Source organism: Streptomyces sp. NPDC005485 (genome assembly GCF_040606085.1).
GTDB lineage: Bacteria > Actinomycetota > Actinomycetes > Streptomycetales > Streptomycetaceae > Streptomyces.
The window spans coordinates 20,493-40,993 of record NZ_JBEXDZ010000008.1 but is presented as its reverse complement, the minus strand read 5'-3'; the positions used below and the strand labels follow the sequence as shown (position 1 = coordinate 40,993).

14 protein-coding genes are annotated in these 20,501 nt (G+C 70.8%); 7 read left to right on the top strand and 7 right to left on the bottom strand.

Annotated elements, in window-relative coordinates:
- Positions 1–14: 14 nt before the first annotated feature.
- Entirely contained in the window at positions 15–1,316 is a 1,302-nt protein-coding gene (locus tag ABZS97_RS05040) for a 3-oxoacyl-ACP reductase (RefSeq protein WP_356133659.1), read from the bottom strand.
- Positions 1,317–1,412: 96 nt separating this feature from the next.
- On the opposite strand from ABZS97_RS05040, the gene ABZS97_RS05035 reads away from it, so the two are divergent.
- Positions 1,413–2,699, top strand: coding sequence for an acetyl-CoA C-acetyltransferase (locus ABZS97_RS05035; protein ID WP_356133657.1), 1,287 nt, complete (start codon positions 1,413–1,415; stop codon positions 2,697–2,699).
- Between the two features lie 282 nt (positions 2,700–2,981).
- Complete coding sequence (locus tag ABZS97_RS05030) at positions 2,982–4,883, top strand: AMP-dependent synthetase/ligase (RefSeq protein ID WP_356133655.1); 1,902 nt, start codon at positions 2,982–2,984, stop codon at positions 4,881–4,883.
- 128 nt (positions 4,884–5,011) lie between these two features.
- On the opposite strand, the gene ABZS97_RS05025 is transcribed toward ABZS97_RS05030, so the two are convergent.
- Positions 5,012–5,215, bottom strand: coding sequence for a cold-shock protein (locus tag ABZS97_RS05025; RefSeq protein WP_053740801.1), 204 nt, complete (start codon positions 5,213–5,215; stop codon positions 5,012–5,014).
- 359 nt (positions 5,216–5,574) lie between these two features.
- Here ABZS97_RS05025 and ABZS97_RS05020 point away from each other — a divergent pair, with 359 nt between their 5' ends.
- The 3 genes from ABZS97_RS05020 (at position 5,575) to ABZS97_RS05010 (ending at position 10,763) form a co-directional block, all read left to right on the top strand.
- Positions 5,575–6,423: a menaquinone biosynthesis protein gene (locus ABZS97_RS05020; RefSeq protein ID WP_356133652.1), complete on the top strand. Its 849-nt coding sequence runs from the start codon at positions 5,575–5,577 to the stop codon at positions 6,421–6,423.
- 104 nt (positions 6,424–6,527) lie between these two features.
- Positions 6,528–8,297: a serine/threonine-protein kinase gene (locus ABZS97_RS05015; RefSeq protein WP_356133650.1), complete on the top strand. Its 1,770-nt coding sequence runs from the start codon at positions 6,528–6,530 to the stop codon at positions 8,295–8,297.
- A 105-nt stretch (positions 8,298–8,402) separates the two neighbouring features.
- Positions 8,403–10,763 (top strand): PQQ-binding-like beta-propeller repeat protein, encoded by a 2,361-nt coding sequence (locus ABZS97_RS05010; RefSeq protein WP_356133648.1) that lies wholly within the window; start codon positions 8,403–8,405, stop codon positions 10,761–10,763.
- Positions 10,764–10,805: 42 nt separating this feature from the next.
- On the opposite strand, the gene ABZS97_RS05005 is transcribed toward ABZS97_RS05010, so the two are convergent.
- On the bottom strand, positions 10,806–15,401 hold the full coding sequence (locus tag ABZS97_RS05005) for an FtsK/SpoIIIE domain-containing protein (RefSeq protein WP_356133646.1): 4,596 nt from the start codon (positions 15,399–15,401) through the stop codon (positions 10,806–10,808).
- Positions 15,402–15,731: 330 nt separating this feature from the next.
- Here ABZS97_RS05005 and ABZS97_RS05000 point away from each other — a divergent pair, with 330 nt between their 5' ends.
- Both ABZS97_RS05000 and ABZS97_RS04995 read left to right on the top strand, forming a co-directional pair.
- Positions 15,732–16,031, top strand: a complete 300-nt coding sequence (locus ABZS97_RS05000; protein ID WP_356133643.1) for a WXG100 family type VII secretion target — start codon at positions 15,732–15,734, stop codon at positions 16,029–16,031.
- A gap of 107 nt (positions 16,032–16,138) precedes the next feature.
- A complete protein-coding gene (locus ABZS97_RS04995) occupies positions 16,139–16,720 on the top strand; it encodes a hypothetical protein (protein WP_356133641.1) in 582 nt (193 codons plus the stop codon).
- A gap of 89 nt (positions 16,721–16,809) precedes the next feature.
- On the opposite strand, the gene ABZS97_RS04990 is transcribed toward ABZS97_RS04995, so the two are convergent.
- The 4 genes from ABZS97_RS04990 to ABZS97_RS04975 form a co-directional block, all read right to left on the bottom strand.
- Positions 16,810–17,199, bottom strand: coding sequence for a hypothetical protein (locus tag ABZS97_RS04990; RefSeq protein WP_356133639.1), 390 nt, complete (start codon positions 17,197–17,199; stop codon positions 16,810–16,812).
- A gap of 168 nt (positions 17,200–17,367) precedes the next feature.
- A complete protein-coding gene (locus ABZS97_RS04985) occupies positions 17,368–18,027 on the bottom strand; it encodes a hypothetical protein (protein ID WP_356133637.1) in 660 nt (219 codons plus the stop codon).
- Positions 18,028–18,205: 178 nt separating this feature from the next.
- Positions 18,206–19,117 (bottom strand): hypothetical protein, encoded by a 912-nt coding sequence (locus ABZS97_RS04980; protein ID WP_356133635.1) that lies wholly within the window; start codon positions 19,115–19,117, stop codon positions 18,206–18,208.
- Positions 19,118–19,260: 143 nt separating this feature from the next.
- Positions 19,261–20,496, bottom strand: a complete 1,236-nt coding sequence (locus ABZS97_RS04975; RefSeq protein WP_356133633.1) for an enoyl-CoA hydratase/isomerase family protein — start codon at positions 20,494–20,496, stop codon at positions 19,261–19,263.
- Positions 20,497–20,501 lie beyond the last annotated feature (5 nt).

The following is a 20,501-nucleotide window of genomic DNA, read 5'->3' as shown; positions in this document are numbered from 1 at the left end:
GGGGACGGGCGGCGCTACGCGCCCAGCAGGCTCTGGCCGCAGACGCGGACGACCTGGCCGTTGACCGCGCCGGAGGCGGGGTTCGTCAGCCATGCCGTGGTCTCGGCGACGTCGACGGGCAGGCCCCCTTGCCCGAGGGAGTTCATCCGGCGCCCCGCCTCCCGGATGAACAGCGGCACGGCGGCGGTCATCCTCGTCTCGATGAAGCCGGGGGCGACCGCGTTCACGGTGACCCCGTGCTCCGCCGACGCCCGGGGCGCGAGAGAGCGGACGAGCCCGACGACGCCGGCCTTGCTCGCGGCGTAGTTGGTCTGCCCGGCGTTGCCCGCGATCCCGGCGATGGACGCGGTCGCGACGATCCGCCCGCCCGCGCGCAGCGCCCCCGCTGCCAGCAGTGCGTCGGTCGTCCGCAGGACACTCGCGAGGTTCACGTCGAGCACCGAACTCCACCGCTCGGCGGGCATGTTGGCGAGTCTGCGGTCCCGGGTGATGCCCGCGTTGTGGACGAGGACGTCCAGCCCGTCGGGCAGCGCGGCGACGATCCGCGCGCCCGCGTCGTCGGCGGTGATGTCGAGCGGCAGGGCCGTCCCGCCGAGCCGCGCGGCGACCGCGTCGAGTTCGGCGCCGGCGCCCGGTATGTCGAGGCACACCACCCGCGCCCCGTCCCGGGCCAGTGTCTCGGCCACCGTCGCCCCGATGCCGCGCGCGGCCCCGGTGACCAGGGCCGTGCGCCCGGCGAGGGGGCGGTCCGGGTCGGTGGGCGTGGTCACCTCGGCGGCACCCACCTCGATCACCTGCCCGCTGACGTACGCCGACCTGGGCGAGAGCAGGAAGCGGAGGGTCGACTCGGCGCCGGACGCGTCGGTGAGTCGTAGGAGGTTCACGGTGCGGCCCCGCCCGATCTCCTTGCCCAGCGAGCGCACGAAGCCCTCCAGGGCCTGCTGCGCGGCCGACTGGTGGTGGTCGGCGGGGTCGAGCGGGGCGCCCAGCACCACCACGCGGCCGCTCGTGACGACCGACCGTACGACGGGATGCAGGGCGGCGTGCACCTCCGTGAGGGCGCCGACGTCCCGGATGCCGGTGGCGTCGAGGACGACCGCGGCGGGGTTCGCGTCCCCGGCGGGCAGTCCCGTGCGGGCCAGGACGGGGGCGAGGTCAAGGTCCGACTTACCCGCGGTGAGGTGCAGCAGTCCGCCGTCGAGGGACGGGTGCCGGGGTGACCAGCGGCTGAGGGGGGCCGGCTGGGGGAGCCCCAGGCGCCGGGTCAGGAAGCGTCCGGGGGCGGTGCCGGCGAAGCTCAGATAGCGGTCGGCCATGTCCCATCTCCCACGTGTTCTGTCGTGCTCACAATTGCTTACTCTGGAGTAAGGTTACCGGAGGTAAGCCTATGTCACGGTGAGGAGCAGGTCGAGATGAGTCCCCTTGAGCCCCCTCGGACCCGCCGGGTCGCGGTGGTCGGCGGCACCCGCATCCCCTTCGCCCGCTCCGACGGCCCCTACGCCACCGCCTCCAACCAGGAGATGCTGACCGCGGTGGTCGACGCACTCGCCGCGCGCTTCGGTCTCGAAGAGCCCGGCGCGGTGGGCGAGTTGGTCGCCGGAGCCGTCCTCAAGCACAGCCGCGACTTCAACCTCGCCCGCGAGACCGTCCTCGGCTCCCGGCTCGACGCCCGCACCCCCGCCTACGACATCCAGCAAGCCTGCGGCACCGGCCTCCAGGCCGTCATCGCCGCCGCCAACAAGATCGCGCTCGGCCAGACCGACTCCGCGATCGCGGGCGGGGCGGACACGGCCAGCGACGCCCCTCTCGGCGTCAACGACGAACTGCGCCGCATCCTGCTGGAGGTGCGCCGCGCCAAGTCACCGGCCGCACGCCTGAAGGCGCTGACCCGCGTCCGGCCCCGCCACCTCGTCCCCGACATCCCACGCAACGCCGAGCCCCGCACCGGCCTCTCGATGGGCGAGCACGCCGCCGTCACCGCCCGCGCCTGGGGCGTGACCCGCGCGGACCAGGACGAACTGGCGGCCGCCAGTCACCAGCGGCTGGCCGCCGCGTACGAACGCGGCTTCCTCGACGACCTCGTCGTCCCCTTCCGCGGCCTGACCCGCGACCAGAACCTGCGCCCGGGATCGACGGCCGGCAAACTCGCCACGCTCAAGCCGGTGTTCGGGACCGACGGCCCCGACCCGACGATGACCGCCGGGAATTCGACCCCGCTGACGGACGGCGCGGCGGTCGTGCTGCTCGCGAGCGAGGAGTGGGCCGAGGCGCGCGCTCTGACGCCCCTCGCGTACCTCACCGCGTACGAGACCGCGGCCGTGGACTTCGTCGAGGGCGACGTGGTGGGCGGCGAGGACGGACTGCTGATGGCCCCCGCGTACGCCGTCCCGCGCCTGCTGGAGCGCACCGGACTCACCCTGGACGACTTCGACTTCATCGAGATCCACGAGGCCTTCGCCTCCCAGGTCCTCGCCACCCTCGCGGCCTGGGAGAAGCGCGGCCTCGGCCCGGTGGACCGCGCCCGCCTCAACGTCGTGGGGTCCTCGCTCGCCACCGGTCACCCCTTCGCCACGACCGGTGCGCGCATCGTGGCGACTCTGGCCGCGCTCCTGGAGGAGCAGGGCGGCCCGGGCCGAGGCCTGATCTCCCTGTGCGCGGCGGGCGGCCAGGGAGTGACGGCGATCCTGGAACGCCGGTGAAGTGGCGTTTCGTTCCCACCGCCGCGGGGCGTGAGCGCGAGGGTTCGCCCAGCGGCAGCGAGGCGCGGCACTGCCGGGAGAAACCCCTTTCCGACCTGCACGGATACTCCCGGTAACCGCACCTCGCCCGCCCCAAAGCGACACAAACCCCACACCTCGGCGCCGTACGATCCCCGTCTCCCCTTCCATTGCACAGCCCGCTCATGAACCACCCACCTGTCAGGGCCGTATGAGGACGTGCGCCGCTCACCCGTCCCGGCCCGGCAGACAAGGAGCCGCCCCGTGTCCAGCCTCTATGCCTCCGAACTTCCTCTGGTGGAGCCCGAGATCAGGCGGCTGGACGGCGTCGTGCGCGAGGTGGCCGTGGCGCCGCTCGTCGGGCAGGTCACGCACGGCTCGCTCGCCGACATCCCCTTCGACAACGCGGACATCGCCCCGGCGGAGGCGGTCCTGAGCTGGAAGGGGCCCGACGGCGGGTGGACGGACGTGAGCGCGGCCGAGTTCGCGGCACAGGTGCTCGCGGTCGCGAAAGGGCTGATCGCCGAGGGTCTCGTCCCCGGGGACCGGATCGCCATCATGGCCCGTACGACGTACGAATGGACGCTCCTGGACTTCGCCGCCTGGGCCGCGGGTCTGGTCACCGTGCCGGTGTACCCGACCTCCTCGGTCTTCCAGGTCCGTTGGATCCTCCAGGACTCGGGCGCCGTGGCCCTCGCCACGGAAACGGCGTCGCAGGCCGCGGCACTCGGCCCCGAACTCGACCGGATACCCGACCTGCGGCACATGTGGGTCTTCGAGAAGGGGCACATGGAGCGGCTCGCCGAGCTGGGCCGGAACGTCTCCGACCAGGAAGTCGCCGTGCGCCGCGGGGTGCTGGGCCCCGGCACCCTCGCCACCCTCATCTACACCTCGGGCACCACCGGCCGCCCCAAGGGCTGCGCCCTCACCCACGGCAACTTCTTCGCCGAGATCGACAACGCCATCGAACTCCTCTACCCCATCTTCAAGTTGAAGACGACGGACGCCGCCTCCACCCTGCTCTTCCTCCCGCTCTCCCACGTCTTCGGCCGCATGGTCGCCATCGCCTGTCTGCGTGCCCGTGTGAAGCTCGGCCACGCGCCGAGCCTCGCGACCGAGGACCTGCTCGCCGACCTCGCGAGCTTCCGCCCGACCTTCCTGCTCGCCATCCCCTACGTCCTGGAGAAGGTCTTCAACACGGGCCGCGCCACGGCCGAGAAGATGGGCCGCGCCTCGTCCTTCGATCGCGCGGCCGGTATCGCCCAGCGGTACGGCGAGGCGTTGGAGGCCCGCCAGCACGGCACCGGGCCGGGCCCCTCGCGCTCACTGCGCGCGGCCCGCGCTCTCTACGACCCGCTGGTCTACCGACGCATCCGCAACGCCCTCGGCGGCCGGGTCCGCTACGCGATCTGCGGCGGTTCCCCGCTGGGCCGCCGGCTCGCCGCCTTCTACGCCGGCGCCGGCATCGAGATCTACGAGGGCTACGGCCTCACGGAGACGACCGCGGCCGCGACCGTGACCCCGCCGAACAAACCCCGTCTCGGCACGGTGGGCTGGCCGTTGCCCGGCACCCGGGTGCGCATCGCCGGCGACGGGGAGGTGCTGCTCAGCGGCGGCCAGCTCTTCCGCGGCTACTGGGACCCGAGCGCGGGCGGCGTCGTCCCCGCCACCCCGGACGGCTGGTTCGCCACCGGTGACCTCGGCGAACTCGACGACGAGGGCTACCTCACCATCACCGGCCGCAAGAAGGAGATCCTGATCACCGCCGGCGGCAAGAACGTCGCCCCGGCGCCGCTGGAGAACTGGCTCCGCTCCCACCCCCTGATCGCCCAGTGCATGGTCCTCGGCGACCGCCGCCCCTACGTCACGGCCCTCATCACCCTCGACCCCGAGGGCATCACGCACTGGCGTCACATGAACGGCAAGCACTCCGTCCCGCCCGAACTGCTCCTCGACGACCCGGAGTTGCACGCCGTCCTGCAGCGCGCCGTCGACGAGGCCAACAAGCTCGTCTCCCGCCCCGAGTCGATCCGCCGCTTCGCCGTCCTGCCCGTCGACTTCACCGAGGCGGCGGGTCATCTCACGCCGTCGATGAAGCTGAAGCGCGAGGCCGTCGCCCGGGACTTCTCCGTGCAGATCGAGGGGCTGTACGCGATGGAGAAATAGGCGCCCGCGCGGGCAGGAGGGCGTGGGGAGGGAAAAGGCAGGAGCCCCGATGCCAGAGACTGGCGCGGGGCTCCTTGGGTACTGCGTTAGTTCCTGATCACAGCAAGGGGCTCAGGTGAGCCGAAGCCTTAGATCGGGGTGACGTTCTCCGCCTGCGGGCCCTTCGGACCCTGCGTGACATCGAAGGAAACCGCCTGGTTCTCTTCGAGAGAGCGGAATCCGCTCGCGTTGATCGCGGAGTAGTGGACGAAGACGTCCGGGCCGCCGCCTTCTTGGGCGATGAAACCAAAGCCCTTTTCGGCGTTGAACCACTTCACGGTTCCGGTAGCCATAAGCCCTCCTTGGGCCCCAAAGGGTTGCCCTGCTCCAGAACCTGCAAGGTGTAAACAAAAGCTTGTAAACAACTGCATTCGTCTGAAAACGACGAGAGCCCGCGGTTACATGCTCCGCAGGCTCTGTACTGCAAGGGAAACCAAACTGCAACTTGCGGATGAGCCTACCCACGAGGGCAGCCGAAAGCAATAGAGGGCAAGATCACGTCACCCGGAGGTTTGACCTGCATCGGGTCGGGGTTGACGTTGCGCTGACGTGTCGTTGTCGTAGGGGTTGACACGCGAGGTTCCGAAGGTTTCTGAAGCCACTCCGGGACCCTGAGGCATGCACCGTACCGCATGGGGGCTAGCCTCGCGATGTGGACAATTCTCGCACCCGGCCGCGTGTCGGCCACATCCAGTTCCTGAACTGCCTGCCTCTGTACTGGGGGCTCGCGAGAACAGGAACGCTCCTCGATCTCGAGCTGACGAAGGACACCCCGGAGAAGCTCAGCGAGAGACTGGTCCAGGGCGATCTGGACATCGGGCCCATCACGCTCGTCGAGTTCCTCAAGCACGCCGATGAGCTGGTCGCCTTCCCCGACATCGCGGTCGGCTGCGACGGCCCCGTGATGTCCTGCGTGATCGTCTCGCAGGTCCCTCTCGACCAGCTGGACGGCGCCCGCGTCGCCCTCGGCTCCACCTCGCGCACCTCCGTGCGCCTGGCCCAGCTGCTGCTCGCCGAGCAGGTCGGCGTCCAGCCGTCGTACTACACGTGCCCACCCGACCTCCCCCTGATGATGCAGGAGGCGGACGCCGCCGTACTCATCGGAGACGCGGCCCTGCGCGCCAATCTGCACGAGGCCGAGCAGCTCGGTCTGCAGGTGCACGACCTCGGCACCCTGTGGAAGGAGTGGACGGGCCTGCCGTTCGTCTTCGCCGTCTGGGCCGTCCGGCGCGACTACCTGGAGCGCGAGCCCCTGGTCACCCGCAAGGTGCACGAGGCCTTCCTCTCCTCGCGCGACCTCTCCCTCGACGAGGTCGGCAAGGTCGCCGAGCAGGCGGCACGCTGGGAGGCTTTCGACGCGACGGTCCTGGAGAAGTACTTCACGACCCTCGACTTCCGCTTCGGCGGCCCCCAGTTGGCGGCCGTCGAGGAGTTCGCCCGCCGCGTCGGCGCGACGACCGGCTTCCCGGCGGACGTGAAGGTGGACCTGCTGGAGCCGTAAGGCCCGCTTTCCTTCGGAAGGCGGCACTACGCTGCTGTGAGCGCCACGAGGCAGTGCGGCGAGCCAGTGCCGCGAGGCGTGCGTACGGGGGAGGTGTGGACGCCATGCAACCGCTCGGAGCCGACGAACCCACGGTCGTGGGGCCCTACCGGCTGCTCGGCCGGCTGGGCTCCGGCGGAATGGGCCGCGTGTATCTCGGCCGCAGCGCCGGCGGCCGCACGGTCGCGGTCAAGATCGTGCACCCGCACTTCGCGCTCGACGAGGAGTTCCGCGCCCGCTTCCGCCGCGAGGTGGACGCGGCGCGCCGGGTGGGCGGCGCCTGGACGGCCCCCGTCCTGGACGCGGACCCCGAGGCGCCGGTCCCATGGGTCGCGACGGCGTACGCGGCCGGCCCCTCGCTGGCGGCGGCGATCGCGGACTCCGGCCCGCTTCCCGCCCATTCCGTACGGGTCCTCGGCGCGGGCCTGGCCGAGGCGCTCTCGGCGGTGCACGCGCTGGGTCTGGTCCACCGCGACGTGAAGCCCTCCAACGTGCTGCTGACCCTCGACGGCCCCCTCCTCATCGACTTCGGCATCGCCCGCGCGACGGACGGCACGGCCTCGCTCACCTCCACCGGCGTCTCGGTCGGCTCGCCCGGCTACATGTCGCCCGAGCAGATCCTCGGCAAGGGCGTCACGGGAGCGGCGGACATCTTCTCCCTCGGCGCGGTCCTCGTGTACGCGGCCACGGGCGAATCCCCGTTCCCCGGTGACTCCTCCGCCGCGCTGCTCTACAAGGTCGTCCACGAGGAGCCCCGGCTCGGGTCCCTGGAGGGCGAGTTGCGCGAGCTGGGCGCCCGGTGCCTGGCGAAGGACCCGGCCGACCGGCCCACCCCGGGCGAGATGTCCGGGCGGCTGGCCCCGCAGGGCGCGGCCCGGCTGGTGACGGCGGGCTGGCTGCCGGGCCGGATGGTGGAACAGGTCAGCCGAAGCGCCGTACAGCTGCTCAACCTCGAGGCCGCGGAGGTCGCACCCTCGGGGCCGGTGGGGTTCAGCAGCCCTTCGGTGGGGGCGCCTTCGGCGGCGCCCGGTCCTTCGGGAGTGCCTGTCGTGGAGGGCGGGGTCTTCGGACCGCCACCGCCGGGCTTCGGTCCCGCGATGCCCGTGGTGCCGATGCCGACGTATGTGCCGGGGCAGCGCGAGTCGCAGCCGGGCCCGCAGGACGCGGTGCCGGCGACCTCGGGCGGCCACCAGGACGCTCATCCCGGCAAGGTCTCCGTCAGCCTCGCCGCGACGTCGCTTCCCGGGGCGAACGGCCGTGGCCGCAGGCTGAGTTGCACGATCGCGCTGGCCGTCGCCGGTGCGCTGGCGGCGGTGACCGTCGGCTCGGCGTTCCTGTTCGACCTGATGCCGGGCAACGACTCGGGGGACAAGGGAAGCTCCGCGGGAGGCGCCGTGACTCCGGAGCCGACCGCCGGATCGGGCGACGCCGCGAGCACTCCTTCGCCGACGGCCGGCGCCTCGAATCCGGGCGACGCACAGTCCGCGATTCCCGCCTCATACCTCGGCACCTGGGAGGGCGACGGCATCGCCCTCGGCGGCGCCCTCCCCATGGGCACCTTCCGCGTCACCGTTCACCGGGCCGCCGTGGGCGAGCAGTTCGGCACCTTCCGCCAGACCGACCAGATCGGCGGCATCTGCGACGACGTACTCGTCCTCAGGAAGGTCACCAAAACCCAGCTCATCGCCACGAGCATCGCCAAGAAGTCCAACCGCAACGTCTGCACGAAGGGCTCGCACGTCGTCCGACTGACCCCCGTCGGCACCGACCTGAAGTACGAGACGGACAACGCGGACGCGGGGGATCCGGTGGCGCGGATGGCGAAGGTTTCCTGAGCGACGGACCTGCCCTCTGCGTCCGTCACGCCCGTCACTACTGTGTCTGCGATAGCGAACGCCATCAGACGCGACCGGCGTGAACAGCACGGGGAAGGCCCGACCATGGAGACGCTGCAGGCCGACGATCCACGGGAGTTGGGCAGCTACCGGTTGCTGCGGCGGCTGGGCGCGGGCGGTATGGGGCGTGTCTACCTGGCCCGTTCGCCCGGCGGCCGCACCGTCGCGGTGAAGGTCGTACGGCCCGACCTGGCGGCCGACGGCGACTTCCGGCGCCGCTTCGAGCACGAGGTCGCCATCGCGCGGGCGGTGTCCGGCCGTTACACCGCCCCGGTCGTCGACGCCGACCCGGCCGCCGCGCTGCCGTGGCTCGCGACGTCGTACGTCCTCGGGCCGGACCTCACGGACGTGGTGGAGACCCATGGCGCGCTGCCCGAGCGGACCGTACGCGCACTCGGCGCGGGCCTCGCCGCGGCCCTCCAGGAGATACACACCGCGGGACTGATCCACCGCGACCTGAAGCCCTCGAACGTCCTGCTGGCCGCCGACGGCCCCCGTGTCATCGACTTCGGCATCGCGCGGGCGGTGGACGGAAACCGTATGACGCAGACGGGAGTCGTCGTCGGCTCGCCCGGCTACATGCCGCCGGAACAGGCCCTCGGCCGGGACGTCGGCACGGCGGGCGACGTCTTCTCCCTCGGCGCCGTCCTCGCCTACGCGGCGACCGGACACGACGTCTTCGGCTCGGAGGCCGCGAACCACGCGGCCATGCTCTACCAGATCGTCTACGGCGAACCCGACCTCACCGGCGTACCGAAGCCGCTGCTGGGCCTGATCCGGGCGTGTCTGCTGAAGGACCCGGCGCTGCGCCCGGCCCCGGCGGAGATCGTGACGGCCCTCGCCCCGGCCGGCGCCGAGACCCTCCTCACGGACTGGCTCCCCTCGGCGGTCGCCTCCACCATCGCCACGCACGCGGCGGGAATCCTGGACCTGGAGATACCGGCCGCGACGACACCGGTCGCGACCGCACCGGCGGGCTTCGGCGGGCCGCCGGCCGTGCCCAACCCGCCGATGGGGTACGGGACTCCGCCCGGCGGTACGCCCGCGCCGGTGACCCCGGGATACGGGGCCGCGGAAACCCCGGGGTCTGCGGGCGCTCCCGGCTACGGGACCCCGCCGCCCGGCACGTTCCACCTCGGCGCACCGCCGGCCGCCGCCTCCGCGGACCCTCCCGCGGCCCCCTCCCGTCGCCGTCTCCTCAGCCGCGCGGCCGGTGCCGCCGCCGGTGTCGCCGTGCTCGGCGGGGGCACCGCCTGGTGGCTCTCGCGGGACACCCCCTCCCCCGCCTCGGCCGGGGCGGGGTCGGACGGTGGAAGGACGGAGCCCGCCGCGGAGACCTTCACGACGCCTCCGGCCGGTGTCGCGCCCCAGCCGCTGTGGCACGTGACGGTCGCCGAGGACGGCATCGAGACCGACCTTCCGCTGCTCACCCACGAGGGTCTGCTGCTGATCAGCGGTGAACCGCTGGTGGCGTACGACGTGAAGACCGGCAAGAAGCGGTGGACCCGCAAGGACGTGATCCAGCCCGGCGCCGCCCTTCTGTTCCACGACGGCAAGGTCTTCCTGTCCGACAGCCAGTACGACGGCGTACTCGTGGCGCTGGACGTGCAAACGGGCAAGGAGGCCTGGCGCAGCCGTCTCACCGGGGCGTTGCAGGTCGACAACACCATCGCCATCGACGACCAGCACGTCTACACCATGGTGACGGACTTCGACGACGCGCGCAGCGCCACCGACTACCGCAACGGCGTCGCCGCGATCAGCCACACCACCGGCAAGCAGGTGTGGGTGCAGATGCGCGACTGGGGCACCGGCAACTGGGACGCCGACGGCTCCGTCGACGGGAAGTACCTGGTGTACGCCGACTCCAAGCACAACCTCACGGTGCGCGACACGGCGACCGGTGAGCAGTTGTGGACCAGGAAGTGGGGTGACCACGACCTGGGGTGGAAGCCCCTCGTCGCGGCCGGCCTGGTCTTCCTGCCGGGTGACGAGCTGATCGCCTTGGACGCGGACACCGGGAAGACCAGCTGGACGCTGTCCCCCAACGGCCGCCGCGGCTTCAACGACCCCACCGTCATCGACGGCGTGCTCTATGCGAGCGACCACGACGGGGGCGTCTGGGCCGTCGAGGTCAAGACCGGCAAGAAGCTCTGGCTGTGCGAGGACCCCGGTGCCACACGGCCCCCCGAGCGGTTCATCCGCGTGGGGCAGACCCTCTACGGGGCGTCGTACTGGGGCAGTGGCGGCATCTTCGCGATGAAGGCCAAAACCGGCGAGAAGCGCTGGGTCTACAACGACAACCAGTCCGGTGACGGTGCCTCGGACCCATGGCAGGTCGCCATCTCCGGCAACCGCCTTCTCGTGACGCACGGTTGGTCGATCTACGCGCTGCCCGCGGTGTGAGCGCACGGTGGGCCCCGGCCTCAGGGGCCCACCGCGGGCGCGTCACAGCGGCGTCGTGACCGTGAGCGGCTCCCCGCTGCCGAGGTGCAGCAGGCCCTTGCCCGGCGCGACCGGTCCGCCGACCATGCTGCGGTTGGTGCGGATACCGATCAGCTCGCCCGCGGAGGAGTCCTGCGGGGAGAGCAGGATGCCGCGGCGGCCCTTCTTCATCTCGACCTGCCAGCCGGAGAAGCCGCTGCACACGTCGTCCTCGTCACCGGCGATGACGAGACCGAGACCGCGCTCGGTGCCGCGCTGGACGATGCGCTTGAGAACGGTCGCGGCGTCGCAGTCCTCCAGGACCTCGCCGTCGTCGACCAGCACCACGATCGGCTCCTCGGGCGTGGCCGACTCGATCACCTCGTCGAGGTCGTCGCTCTCGATGTCGTCCTCGTCGAAGACCTTCAACACGCCGTCCTGGCCGTCGAGTTCACGCAACGGCGACGGACGCGGCGCGGCGACGACGATACGGACGCCCTGCGCAAGGTAGGACCGGGCCAGGTTCAACAGCGTCGTACTGCGGCCCGACTTGGCGGGACCGGCGATGACGAACGTCGGCACGCCCTGCGAGAGGTCGGGGCCGAAGCCCATGATGTCGTCGCCGCCGATGCCCACCAGGCCCCACAGCTTCGAGCGGGAGGCATCCGGGTCGCGCATCTCCCAGGCGTCGGCGAAGTTGATGCGGGTGGGCAGCACGTCGACACGGAACGGGCGTCGGCTGCGCGGGAGTTGGGCGTCGCGTGCGGCGGCGGCCTCGCCGATGGCGGCGAGCGCGGCGGCCTGTCCCTGACCCGTGGAGTCCTCGGTGAGCAGCGCGAACTGCGTCTCGGTGCCCTGCTCGTTGCGGTAGCCGCGGCCCGGCGGGATCTCCTCGGGGACCTTGCGGGCGTTGATGCCGAGCAGCGAGAAGTCGGAACGGTCCGCGAGCCGCAGTCCGTACTTGTCCTCGGTGAGCGAGCCGATCCGGGTGGAGAGGATCTGCCGGTCACCGGTCATGATCACGTGGATGCCGACGCTCGCACCCTCGCGCATCATCGCCTGGATCTGGTCGGTCAGATCACCGTGGTCGTACTCGCCGAGCGTCGGCAGCCAGCCCTCCCACCGGTCGAGCAGCACGACGAGATGCGGCAGCCGCTCCTCGTCCGTCGACGCGGCCCGCTGCTCACCGATGTCGGCGAAGCCCTTGTCCGCCAACAGGTCCTGGCGGCGCGTGAGTTCACCCTTCAGGCGGGCGATGAGCCGGACCACGCGCTCGGTCTGGTTGCGGCTGACGACCGCGCCGCAGTGCGGCAGCCGGGTCAGCGCGTTGAGCGCGCCGTTGCCGCAGTCGATGCCGTAGAGGTGGACGTCCGCGGCGGAGTGCGTGCGCGCCAGCGAGCCCGCGATGGTCCGCAGGATCTGCGAACGGCCGCTGCGCGGGGCACCGCCGATGAGCAGATGCCCGAAGGAACGGAAGTCGATGACGACCGGACGGCGCGCCTGGTCGGCGGGCAGGTCCTCGACGCCGTACGGGGCGGGCGGCAGCTTGCCCGGTCCGCCGGCGAAGGCGGGCAGCGGGATCTCGTCGAGCAGCAGCGTCTCGGAGAGCGCGGGCAGCCACGGACTGTGCTGCGGCGGGATGCCGAGCACCTGGTTGGCCGCGCGCACCGCGTCCACCAGCACCTTGAGGTCGGTGATCTCCTCCTCCTCGCGCGCGGCGGCCTTCGGCTTCACGAGAGCGGCCCGGCCGAGGTCCTCCCAGTCGAGGGGGCCGGCCCACGGAGCGAGCAGCGCCGGGTCGGCGGCACCCGGGCGGCGGCCACCGACCCGGCCGGACTGGAACGGTACGAGCGAGGCGTGCCCGAGGCGGACGTACGCGCGGCCGGGAGTGTTCTTGGAGATGTGCCCCGCCTCGGGCGAGTCGATGACATCGCTGGACTCGCCGCCGTCGGTCACGCGCAGCGCGATACGGAGGTTGGTGTTGGCGCGGATCTCGGGTGACACGACGCCGCTCGGCCGCTGGGTGGCGAGCAGCAGGTGGATGCCGAGCGACCGGCCTCGCTGGGCGATGTTGACCAGACCCGTCACGAAGTCGGGCAGGTCGCGCACCATGGACGCGAACTCGTCGATGACGATGAGGAGTCGGGGCACGGACGGGTGCGCGGGATCACGGCGTACGAGGTCCTGGTAGTCCTCGATGTCCTTGGCGTCGGCGGCGGCGAGGATGTGCTCGCGCCGCTTCAGCTCCGCGCCGAGCGATTCGAGGGCGCGCTCGACGAGATGGGCGTCGAGGTCGGTCACCATGCCGACGGTGTGCGGGAGTTTGACGCAGTCCTTGAACGCCGAGCCGCCCTTGTAGTCGACGAGGACGAACGTCATGTTCTCGGGGGTGTTGGCCACGGCCAGCGACGCCACGATGGTCTGCAGCAGCTCCGACTTTCCGGAACCCGTCGTACCGGCGATGAGTCCGTGCGGCCCGTCCCGCCGCATGTCGATGCCGAACGGCCCGTCGTACGACTCACCGATGACCGCCATCGTCGACTGCCCGCCCATCCGCCAGCGCGCCGTGATGGCGTCACTGCTCGGCGGCTCCAACTGCAGCACGTCCAGCAGCCGGCTGGCCCCGGGCAGCGCCGAGTCCTCGGTCTCGCCGCTGATGTCGCGGAGAGGGGAGAGCGCGCGGGACAGTCGTGCGCACCAGGCCGCGGAGACGAAGTCCGGCCGTACGTTCCGTACGCGGGCGACGCCCGTCTGCTGGACGCGCAGCCGCAGTTCGAGCGGCTTGTGCGAGCCGGAGTGCGCGTCGTCGGTCTCGGTGGCGTGCCAGGCGTGGAAGGAGGGGAAGCCGCCGGGGGCGGCGGGAGCGGCCGCTGTGGTCCGCTGAGCGGTGTGCTCCTCGGGCTTGGGCTCGGCGATCACGATGGCCTGGCACTCACCGGGCAGGAACCGCTCCTCCGCGTCGAGGCAGATCGCGTACATCGACATCGCGGGGCCCTCGCGCAGCAGCCGTACGACGCCCGGCATGGACCGCAGCCGCCGTGAGCCGTCCCAGACCACGACGATGTCCGGGTCGCCGAAGGCGGCCTTGTTGCCGTTCTGCCGGGCGGCTTTCTGGCGGGCGTCGAGCAGCTGGGTCAGCTCGCCGATGCGGGCGCCGACGGTCTCGGCGTCCGTACCGATGAGGACGTTGGAGTCCTGGCCGCCGCCGGGCCGGCTGTGCGGCAGCCAGCGCACCCAGTCCCAGCTCTCCCGGCCGCTGTTCTCGGTCAGGACGTAGAACTGGACGTCGAGCGGGCTGTGCAGCACGGCGGCCTGCGCGACGACCCAACGCCCCAGCGCCTGCGCGGAGTCACCAGGTCCCGCGATGCCGACGACACCGCGCTCGCACAGCGGCAGCGCGACCGGTGCGTCCTCGATGGTCCAGGTCACCTGGCGCTTGTGGTCGTCCTGCTCGGGGTCGTCGAGGACGACCTCGGAGGGCAGCTGCCCGGTCCCGACGCGCAGCAGCAGATGATCGGGGTCGGTGCGCCGCCGCTCCCACAGCCGCGTCCGCGGCCCGGTGCTCAGCGACAGCACGGCCGCCGGGTCGGGAACGGCCTGCCGCCGGTCGAGCCGCTCGGCAACAAGCGCCTCCTGCGCCTCCTTCTCGATGCGCTCCTTGTGCTCCTTGTACTCCTTGACCTGCTTCGCATGGGACTTGCGCCCCTGCTTCTTGTCGTTGAAGTAGTTGGCGATCATGATCATCGGGCTCAGGGCCGCCATGATCAGGTAGTAGTAACGCTTGAAGATCACCACGGACACGATGGCGCCGACCAGCGGCATGAGCGCCATCAGCCAGGGCAGCGGCCGGGCTTCGTAGTCGCGTACGGGGCTGGGCAGCCGGAACTTCGTCTCGCGCTCCGGCGGGTGCAGTCGCGGCGGCCGGTTGTAGTCGAGCCCGGCGCCGTCGTCGGACCACTTGAGGGCGGCGTTGGGCGGGGAGTACCGGTCGAGCTCAAGGAGGGTGTTGCCGACGGCGATCTGACTGCCGAGCGGCCAGGTGTCGTCGTCCTCTCCGTCCTTCTTTCTGTCCTTGAGGCTCTCCCCGTCGAGAGTGACGCCTTCTCCGTCCTCGTCCCCGCGCCCGTGAACGGTGAACCGGCAGGTTCCATCGGTTGCAACTGACAACGTCAGCGCTCGCTCGGGCAGTTCCGGATCGTCGATGCGCAGATACGACGCCGCCCCGCTCCCGATGTCGTAGCGCCCGATCCCGAGCCGGTGCACGGCTCCGGCGGCCGGCCCCCCGGCGACCCGCAGCTCGACGAGCCCGGTCGGCTCGCCCGGCAGGCACCCGGCGGGGTCGTACAGACTGACGACCGCGCCCTCGCGCAGGGGCGAGGTCCCGATGGTGGCGGAGGGGTCGACGGGAAACCCGTCGACGTAGGCGATCGGAGCACCGCCCTGACCGCCCGGCTGCTGCGCGTGCTGCCCGATGGGGATGATCCGGGCACCGCTGCTGTAACCGACATGAGTCGCCAGCTCTTTGGCGATGTCCCCGACCGAGGACTCAGGATCCGCATCAAGCACCACGTCGGCGGAAGCCCCGCCGAGCGGATCGACGACGGTCAGAGTCAGGCGCACGCTCGTCCTCCCCAGCCACCTGAGGCCGCTTCCCTCCCGCGGGCCACAGTAGGACCGACGATATCCGCTCCCCCCTTCCCGCAGGCAACGGCCTGTGTGCGGGGTCCCTGGAGGGGGTGAGCAGATCCGGCGTACCGCCCGCCCCGCCGGATCCCGGCCCGCCGCGAACCGGGCCCCGCATCCCACGCTTTCACAGCGCGCTCGTGACAAAGCCGGGGTGTGCTCCTGCAAGCGTCCTGGATAGGCTGCTGACTCAGCGGACGATCGCATCATCCGCATCAGCAGCCACGGGGGCTGGCCCTGCGGCGAGTTGGAACCTGGAGGCGCCACATGGCCAAAGACGCAGATATCACATACGAGAAGATGCGCACCGCCGCGAAGAAGCTCGGCCATGAGAAAGAGAAGATGGACGAGAAGCTCCACGGCCTGGACAGCTACATCGACAACCTCGTAGCCGACGGCTACACCACCTCCAAGGGCTCCTCCGCCTTCGACGACTCCTTCAAGGAGTTCACCAAGGGCATGAAGGACACCCTCGAGGGCCTCAAGGGCATGGCCAAGTTCCTCGACGACGCCGCAAAGGCCTACGAGGACCTGGACCAGCAGCTGGCCAATGGGGTCAAGGGCTAGTCGGTCCCGCGCAACGACTTGTAGGCGTAGCGGCCGCTTTGGCCGCTACGCCTGCTATGCGCAAAAGAGGCTTTTCGTCGAGCGGAGAGTCTTCATCAGGGGAACTCATGTCGGATCGGATCACAGAGGGACCCTCGGCGGCAGGACAGCCCAGCGAGCACTTCAGGGCGCGAGACGGGTTCGTGATCGCCGCCGTCATCGCTCTGATGGCGGCCCTGACAGGGGCGATCGTGTTCACGGTGGGCACCTGGCGGTTGTTCGCGCGCCGGACGGTCCCGGAGTTGTTGGACCTCCCGGGCGGGCCGTGGGTGGTGGGCTGCGCGCTCGGCCTGCTCACTGTCTCCGGAGGGTTCGGCATCGTCTGGTGCCTGACCGGAGTCCTCGAGGCGACAAACCTGCCGCGTGCCCTGCGCAAAGCAGCGACCGCCGCACTCTGGACAGCCACCTTCGCGCCGCTCCTCTACCTCTTGAGCAGCCTCCCTGGCAAGAACTGCCCTTCGTACAAGACGAGTTGCGCCTATATCCCCGGCACTGGAAGCGCCCTCCTCGCGTACGCGCTGAGTACTGCCCTGACCGGCTGGCTCCTCCTGCGTTGGAAGAGGTCAGCTGCCGAGGCACAGCAGGCACGGGAGCGGGAGCGCCTGCGCAGACTCCGCAAGAGGGGCAAGGGGAAGAGCCGACGGGCATGAAGCGCTCCTGAGCGCACGGGCCATGACCTGACCGATGAGGGGCCTCCCATGAGCCCCTGACGAGCCACGTCACGCCCCGTCTCTGCGCGTCACACCGGCTGGACGTGTACGTCCGCCGGGCTGAGCGCCGTGAGATACGCCTCGATGTCCTCCGGGTCGCTCGTGAAGATCACGGCGCTGCCGTGTTTCACGGCGGACAGGGCGACCCAGGCGTCCACAGTGTCCGGCTTCTTCTTGAGGGCAGTTTTGCCTCTCCCAGGGCTGTGCCGATGCGGCGCCAGTCGGTGAGGTCGGGGCCGGTGACGCAGGCGATGCACTCCGGTCGACCGGCGTTCGTGGTGCTCCCGCCGCTCCTGCTCCGTCAACTCCTGGGCGGCCGAATCCGGTTCGACCGGCAGGGCCGCTGCTTCCGCCTCTGCCGCCGCGATGACGGCGTCGATTCCCGAGAACTGTTCCTCTATGGCCTCGGTCTCCGCCATCTGCCGTGGCGCGGCGTGCACGAGGTACGCCGAGACGTCCAGGCCGGCCCGTTCGGCGTGCTGCCTGATGCGCGCGGACTGCTCCTCTTCAAGGCTGATGCTGATCCTGGGGTCCTCGCCATGAGACGAGTGTGTGACGCGTATTACGCCCTGTTCAAGCGGGCTCGGCTATTGCCGGGCCGTTGGCGGTCTGGCGGCGGTGAAGGACACCGTTTGGAGGATTGCTGTGGTCATGTCGCAGAACTCGCCCCAGTAGTCCACGGCGGCCGTGTCGATGGTGAAGACGGCTGTGTACGGGCCTGTGGGGAAGGGGACGTGGATCTGGATCTGTCCGGTCAGCAGCTTTTCCCGCTCGGCGGTGGCGGTGACGTCGGGGCTGAGCGTGATCTCTCGCATGATGATGCTGGAGACGGCGGGGCCGCAGGGCAGGTCGAGCCAGCGCGCGTCGTTGAACGGGTCGGCGGCGAGGACGGCCAGGATGCCGTGCGCGGCTATGTCCGGATCCGCGTGGTCGGACTCGTAGGCGGCGACGGAGAAGGAGCAGTGCGCCACGCCGCCTGTCTCCAGGCCGAAGAGACCGAAGGCGGAGTAGGCGAGGCCCGCTGTCGCCATCGCTTCCGTGACGAGTTCGTAGAACGGGGCCGCCGACTGCCAGAGTTCACCGTCCCCGCCGGGATACAGACCGCGGACGAACTCGGCCGTGGCGGTGGAGCGTTCGTCCGCCGTGGCGTCGACCGGGAGGGCGTGGAAGCCGTCCGGCATGACGAACGACATGGGCGGGATGTTCCGGGCGTCGAACGTCGCGATCAGCTGAGCCAGATCGGTCACGGCGCCGTCCCTTCGGTCGTCGGCGCCGTCCTCTCGGCAACGGGTGCCGTCCCTTCGGCAAGCGGCGCCGTTCCTTCGGCAACGACCGGGACGTTCCGTTCAGGCGCCACTGGGCCGTTGCCCTGAGGCGCCGTTGCGCGGTTGCCCTGAGACGCCGGCGCGCCGTTCCCCTCAGGCATCACTGGGCCGTGCCCTTCGGGAAGACGTCCGTGCCGGCGGGGTCCACATAGCGGGTGAGGCTCTGCTCGGTGCCGTTCGACAGGGGTACGCGCAGGTGTACGGCGACCGTGCCGTCGGTGAGCTGCTCCAGCTGCGGAGGTTCCGTGACCGGCAGCACCTCGCCCACCGCGCGGGACACCTGGAGCGGCGGGTCCGCCACGAGCTCGGCGATCCGGTCCCGCTGTTGCGGCGTGACGTCGTCCCCGGACACGGGGCGTCGCTCTCCGCGCAGTTGGCCCACCAGCTTGGCGGCGTCCCCCACCTTCCAACGCGTCCAGGAACCGTCGGCGAACCGGATCCTCACGTCGGAGCCGTTCTCGGAGAAGTGCATCCGCTCCGCTTCGGCGACGGTATCTCGGGGTGTCTCCCACAGCTCGTCGGCGGGCGCCAGGCCGGCCGCGGCGCTCACTCCGAGGACGAGAAGACGACGATCGGTGAGTACGAGCTCGGTCCGGTACCCCTTGGGCCTGCGCGCCGGGTCCAACTGCCAGGGAAGGGTGCGCGCGAGGGTGCCCGCGGCGGCCCACATCACCGGGAAGTCCTCGACCTCGTTCTCGGGTTCCCGGGGCTTTCCGGGGCCATGGGGTTCGCCGAAGGGCGAGCCGCTGGGGGCCGCGGCGTTCGCGGCCATGTTCAGCAGGCGGGGAATGCCGAGCAGCGCGATGTCCAGAGCGCGTACGCCCGCCCGGTCGGCCTTTCCCCGTGGGCTGAACCCCGGCCCGGCCGGCCAGCCGCTCAGCTCTTCTTCGATATCCCGCCGTTCGGTGTCCCTGAACGAACGCAGGCCCGCGACCCGCGGTGCCGATCCGGTCGCGAAGGAGGCGTTGACCCGCATCAGCAGGGCTTCTCCCGGGGGCGGATACCAGTCCACGGCCCTGTGTCCTCTCCGTGCTCACCAGGCAGTGCTTGGTGTGCTGGGTGTGCGTAGTGCTTGGCGTGCGTTGTGCTTGACGTGCCGGGTGCTTCCGGCCGGCCGCTTCCGACGGGGCGCGCTTCCGACGATGCGCGTTGCGCTCAGTGCGCCGCCGCGGAGTCATGGAATCGGTCCCCCGGGTGCATCATCTCTCCGATGTGCGAGGGAATGGACCATGCTTTGGGGGCGATTTTGATCGCCGCGTCGATTCCGCGTCCCAGATTGCTCATGGAATCGATCTTGTTCAGGCCCGGAATTCCCCGGGTGCCGATCCACTGCCCGTTGCGGACGTTCTGTTCGGCGACCAGGCTGATGCGGTTCATGATTCCGCCCTCGGTCGAGATGAAGCCCCCGGCCTTGAGGCCCCAGAGGCCGACCGTCTTGCCCTTGACCGTGAAACTCACCGCGCCCGCGACGTTGTCACCGACGCCGATGATGTTCCGGCCGATGGTGGTCACGCCCTTGAAGCCCTCGCCGAGTTCCGCGGCGCGTGAGGCGGCGACGGCTCCGTCGGCGACCTTGACTCCCTTGGCGAACGCGCCGATACCCGGGAGTGCGCCGAGCGCGTCGAAACCGATGCTGACCCAGCTGACGTCGGCACCGGCCGCCATCGCCACAAGATGGGACACCAGGGCCAGGCCACTGGTGACGACGGCCGCGGCGGCGAAGATGGCACCGATCGGCTCGAAGGGGGCGGTGAGGATGGCCAGCATCCCAAGGACGCCGCTCAGGTCGCTGAGCAGGTCACCGACCGTCTTGATCAGATCGGCGTGGTCCTCCAGCCACTTGCCGGTCGCGTCCCACGCGTCCGCGATCCCGCTCCCCAGTTTGTCCCAGAAGCCGGGCTCGTCCGGCGCGATGTCCGCCGCCTTGTCGAGGTCCTTGCCGATGAGGGCGGCGGCCTTCTTGTAGCGGTCCTCCAGGTCGTGCACCTTCTGCGTGACGTCGTTGACGTCACTGGACGTCTTGCTCTGGTCCTTGTCCTTCGCCTTGGCGTCGGCCTCGGCGTCGAGGACCTCCCCGGCCCGCTTCTCCAGCCGGTCGGCCTCCTCCTGGAAGTGGACGAGCTCGCCGGCCCACCGGTGCAGGGCGCGCGAGGCCTTGTCGAAGGAGTCGTGGCTCTTCCTGATGAGCGGAGTGATGTCGGTGGAGACGTGCTCACTGAAGGCGACGGCGGTCCTGCCCTTCCAGGCGCCTTCCTTGATCTGCTCCAACTCCTGTACGGCCGTGCCCAGCTCGCTCGCCAGGCCGCCGAGCTTCTTCGCGAGTTCCCGTGTCTGCTCCACGTCGCCGGGGGTGGGATCCCAGCCGATGTGCGGGAAGGAGGGGCGACTCATGCCTG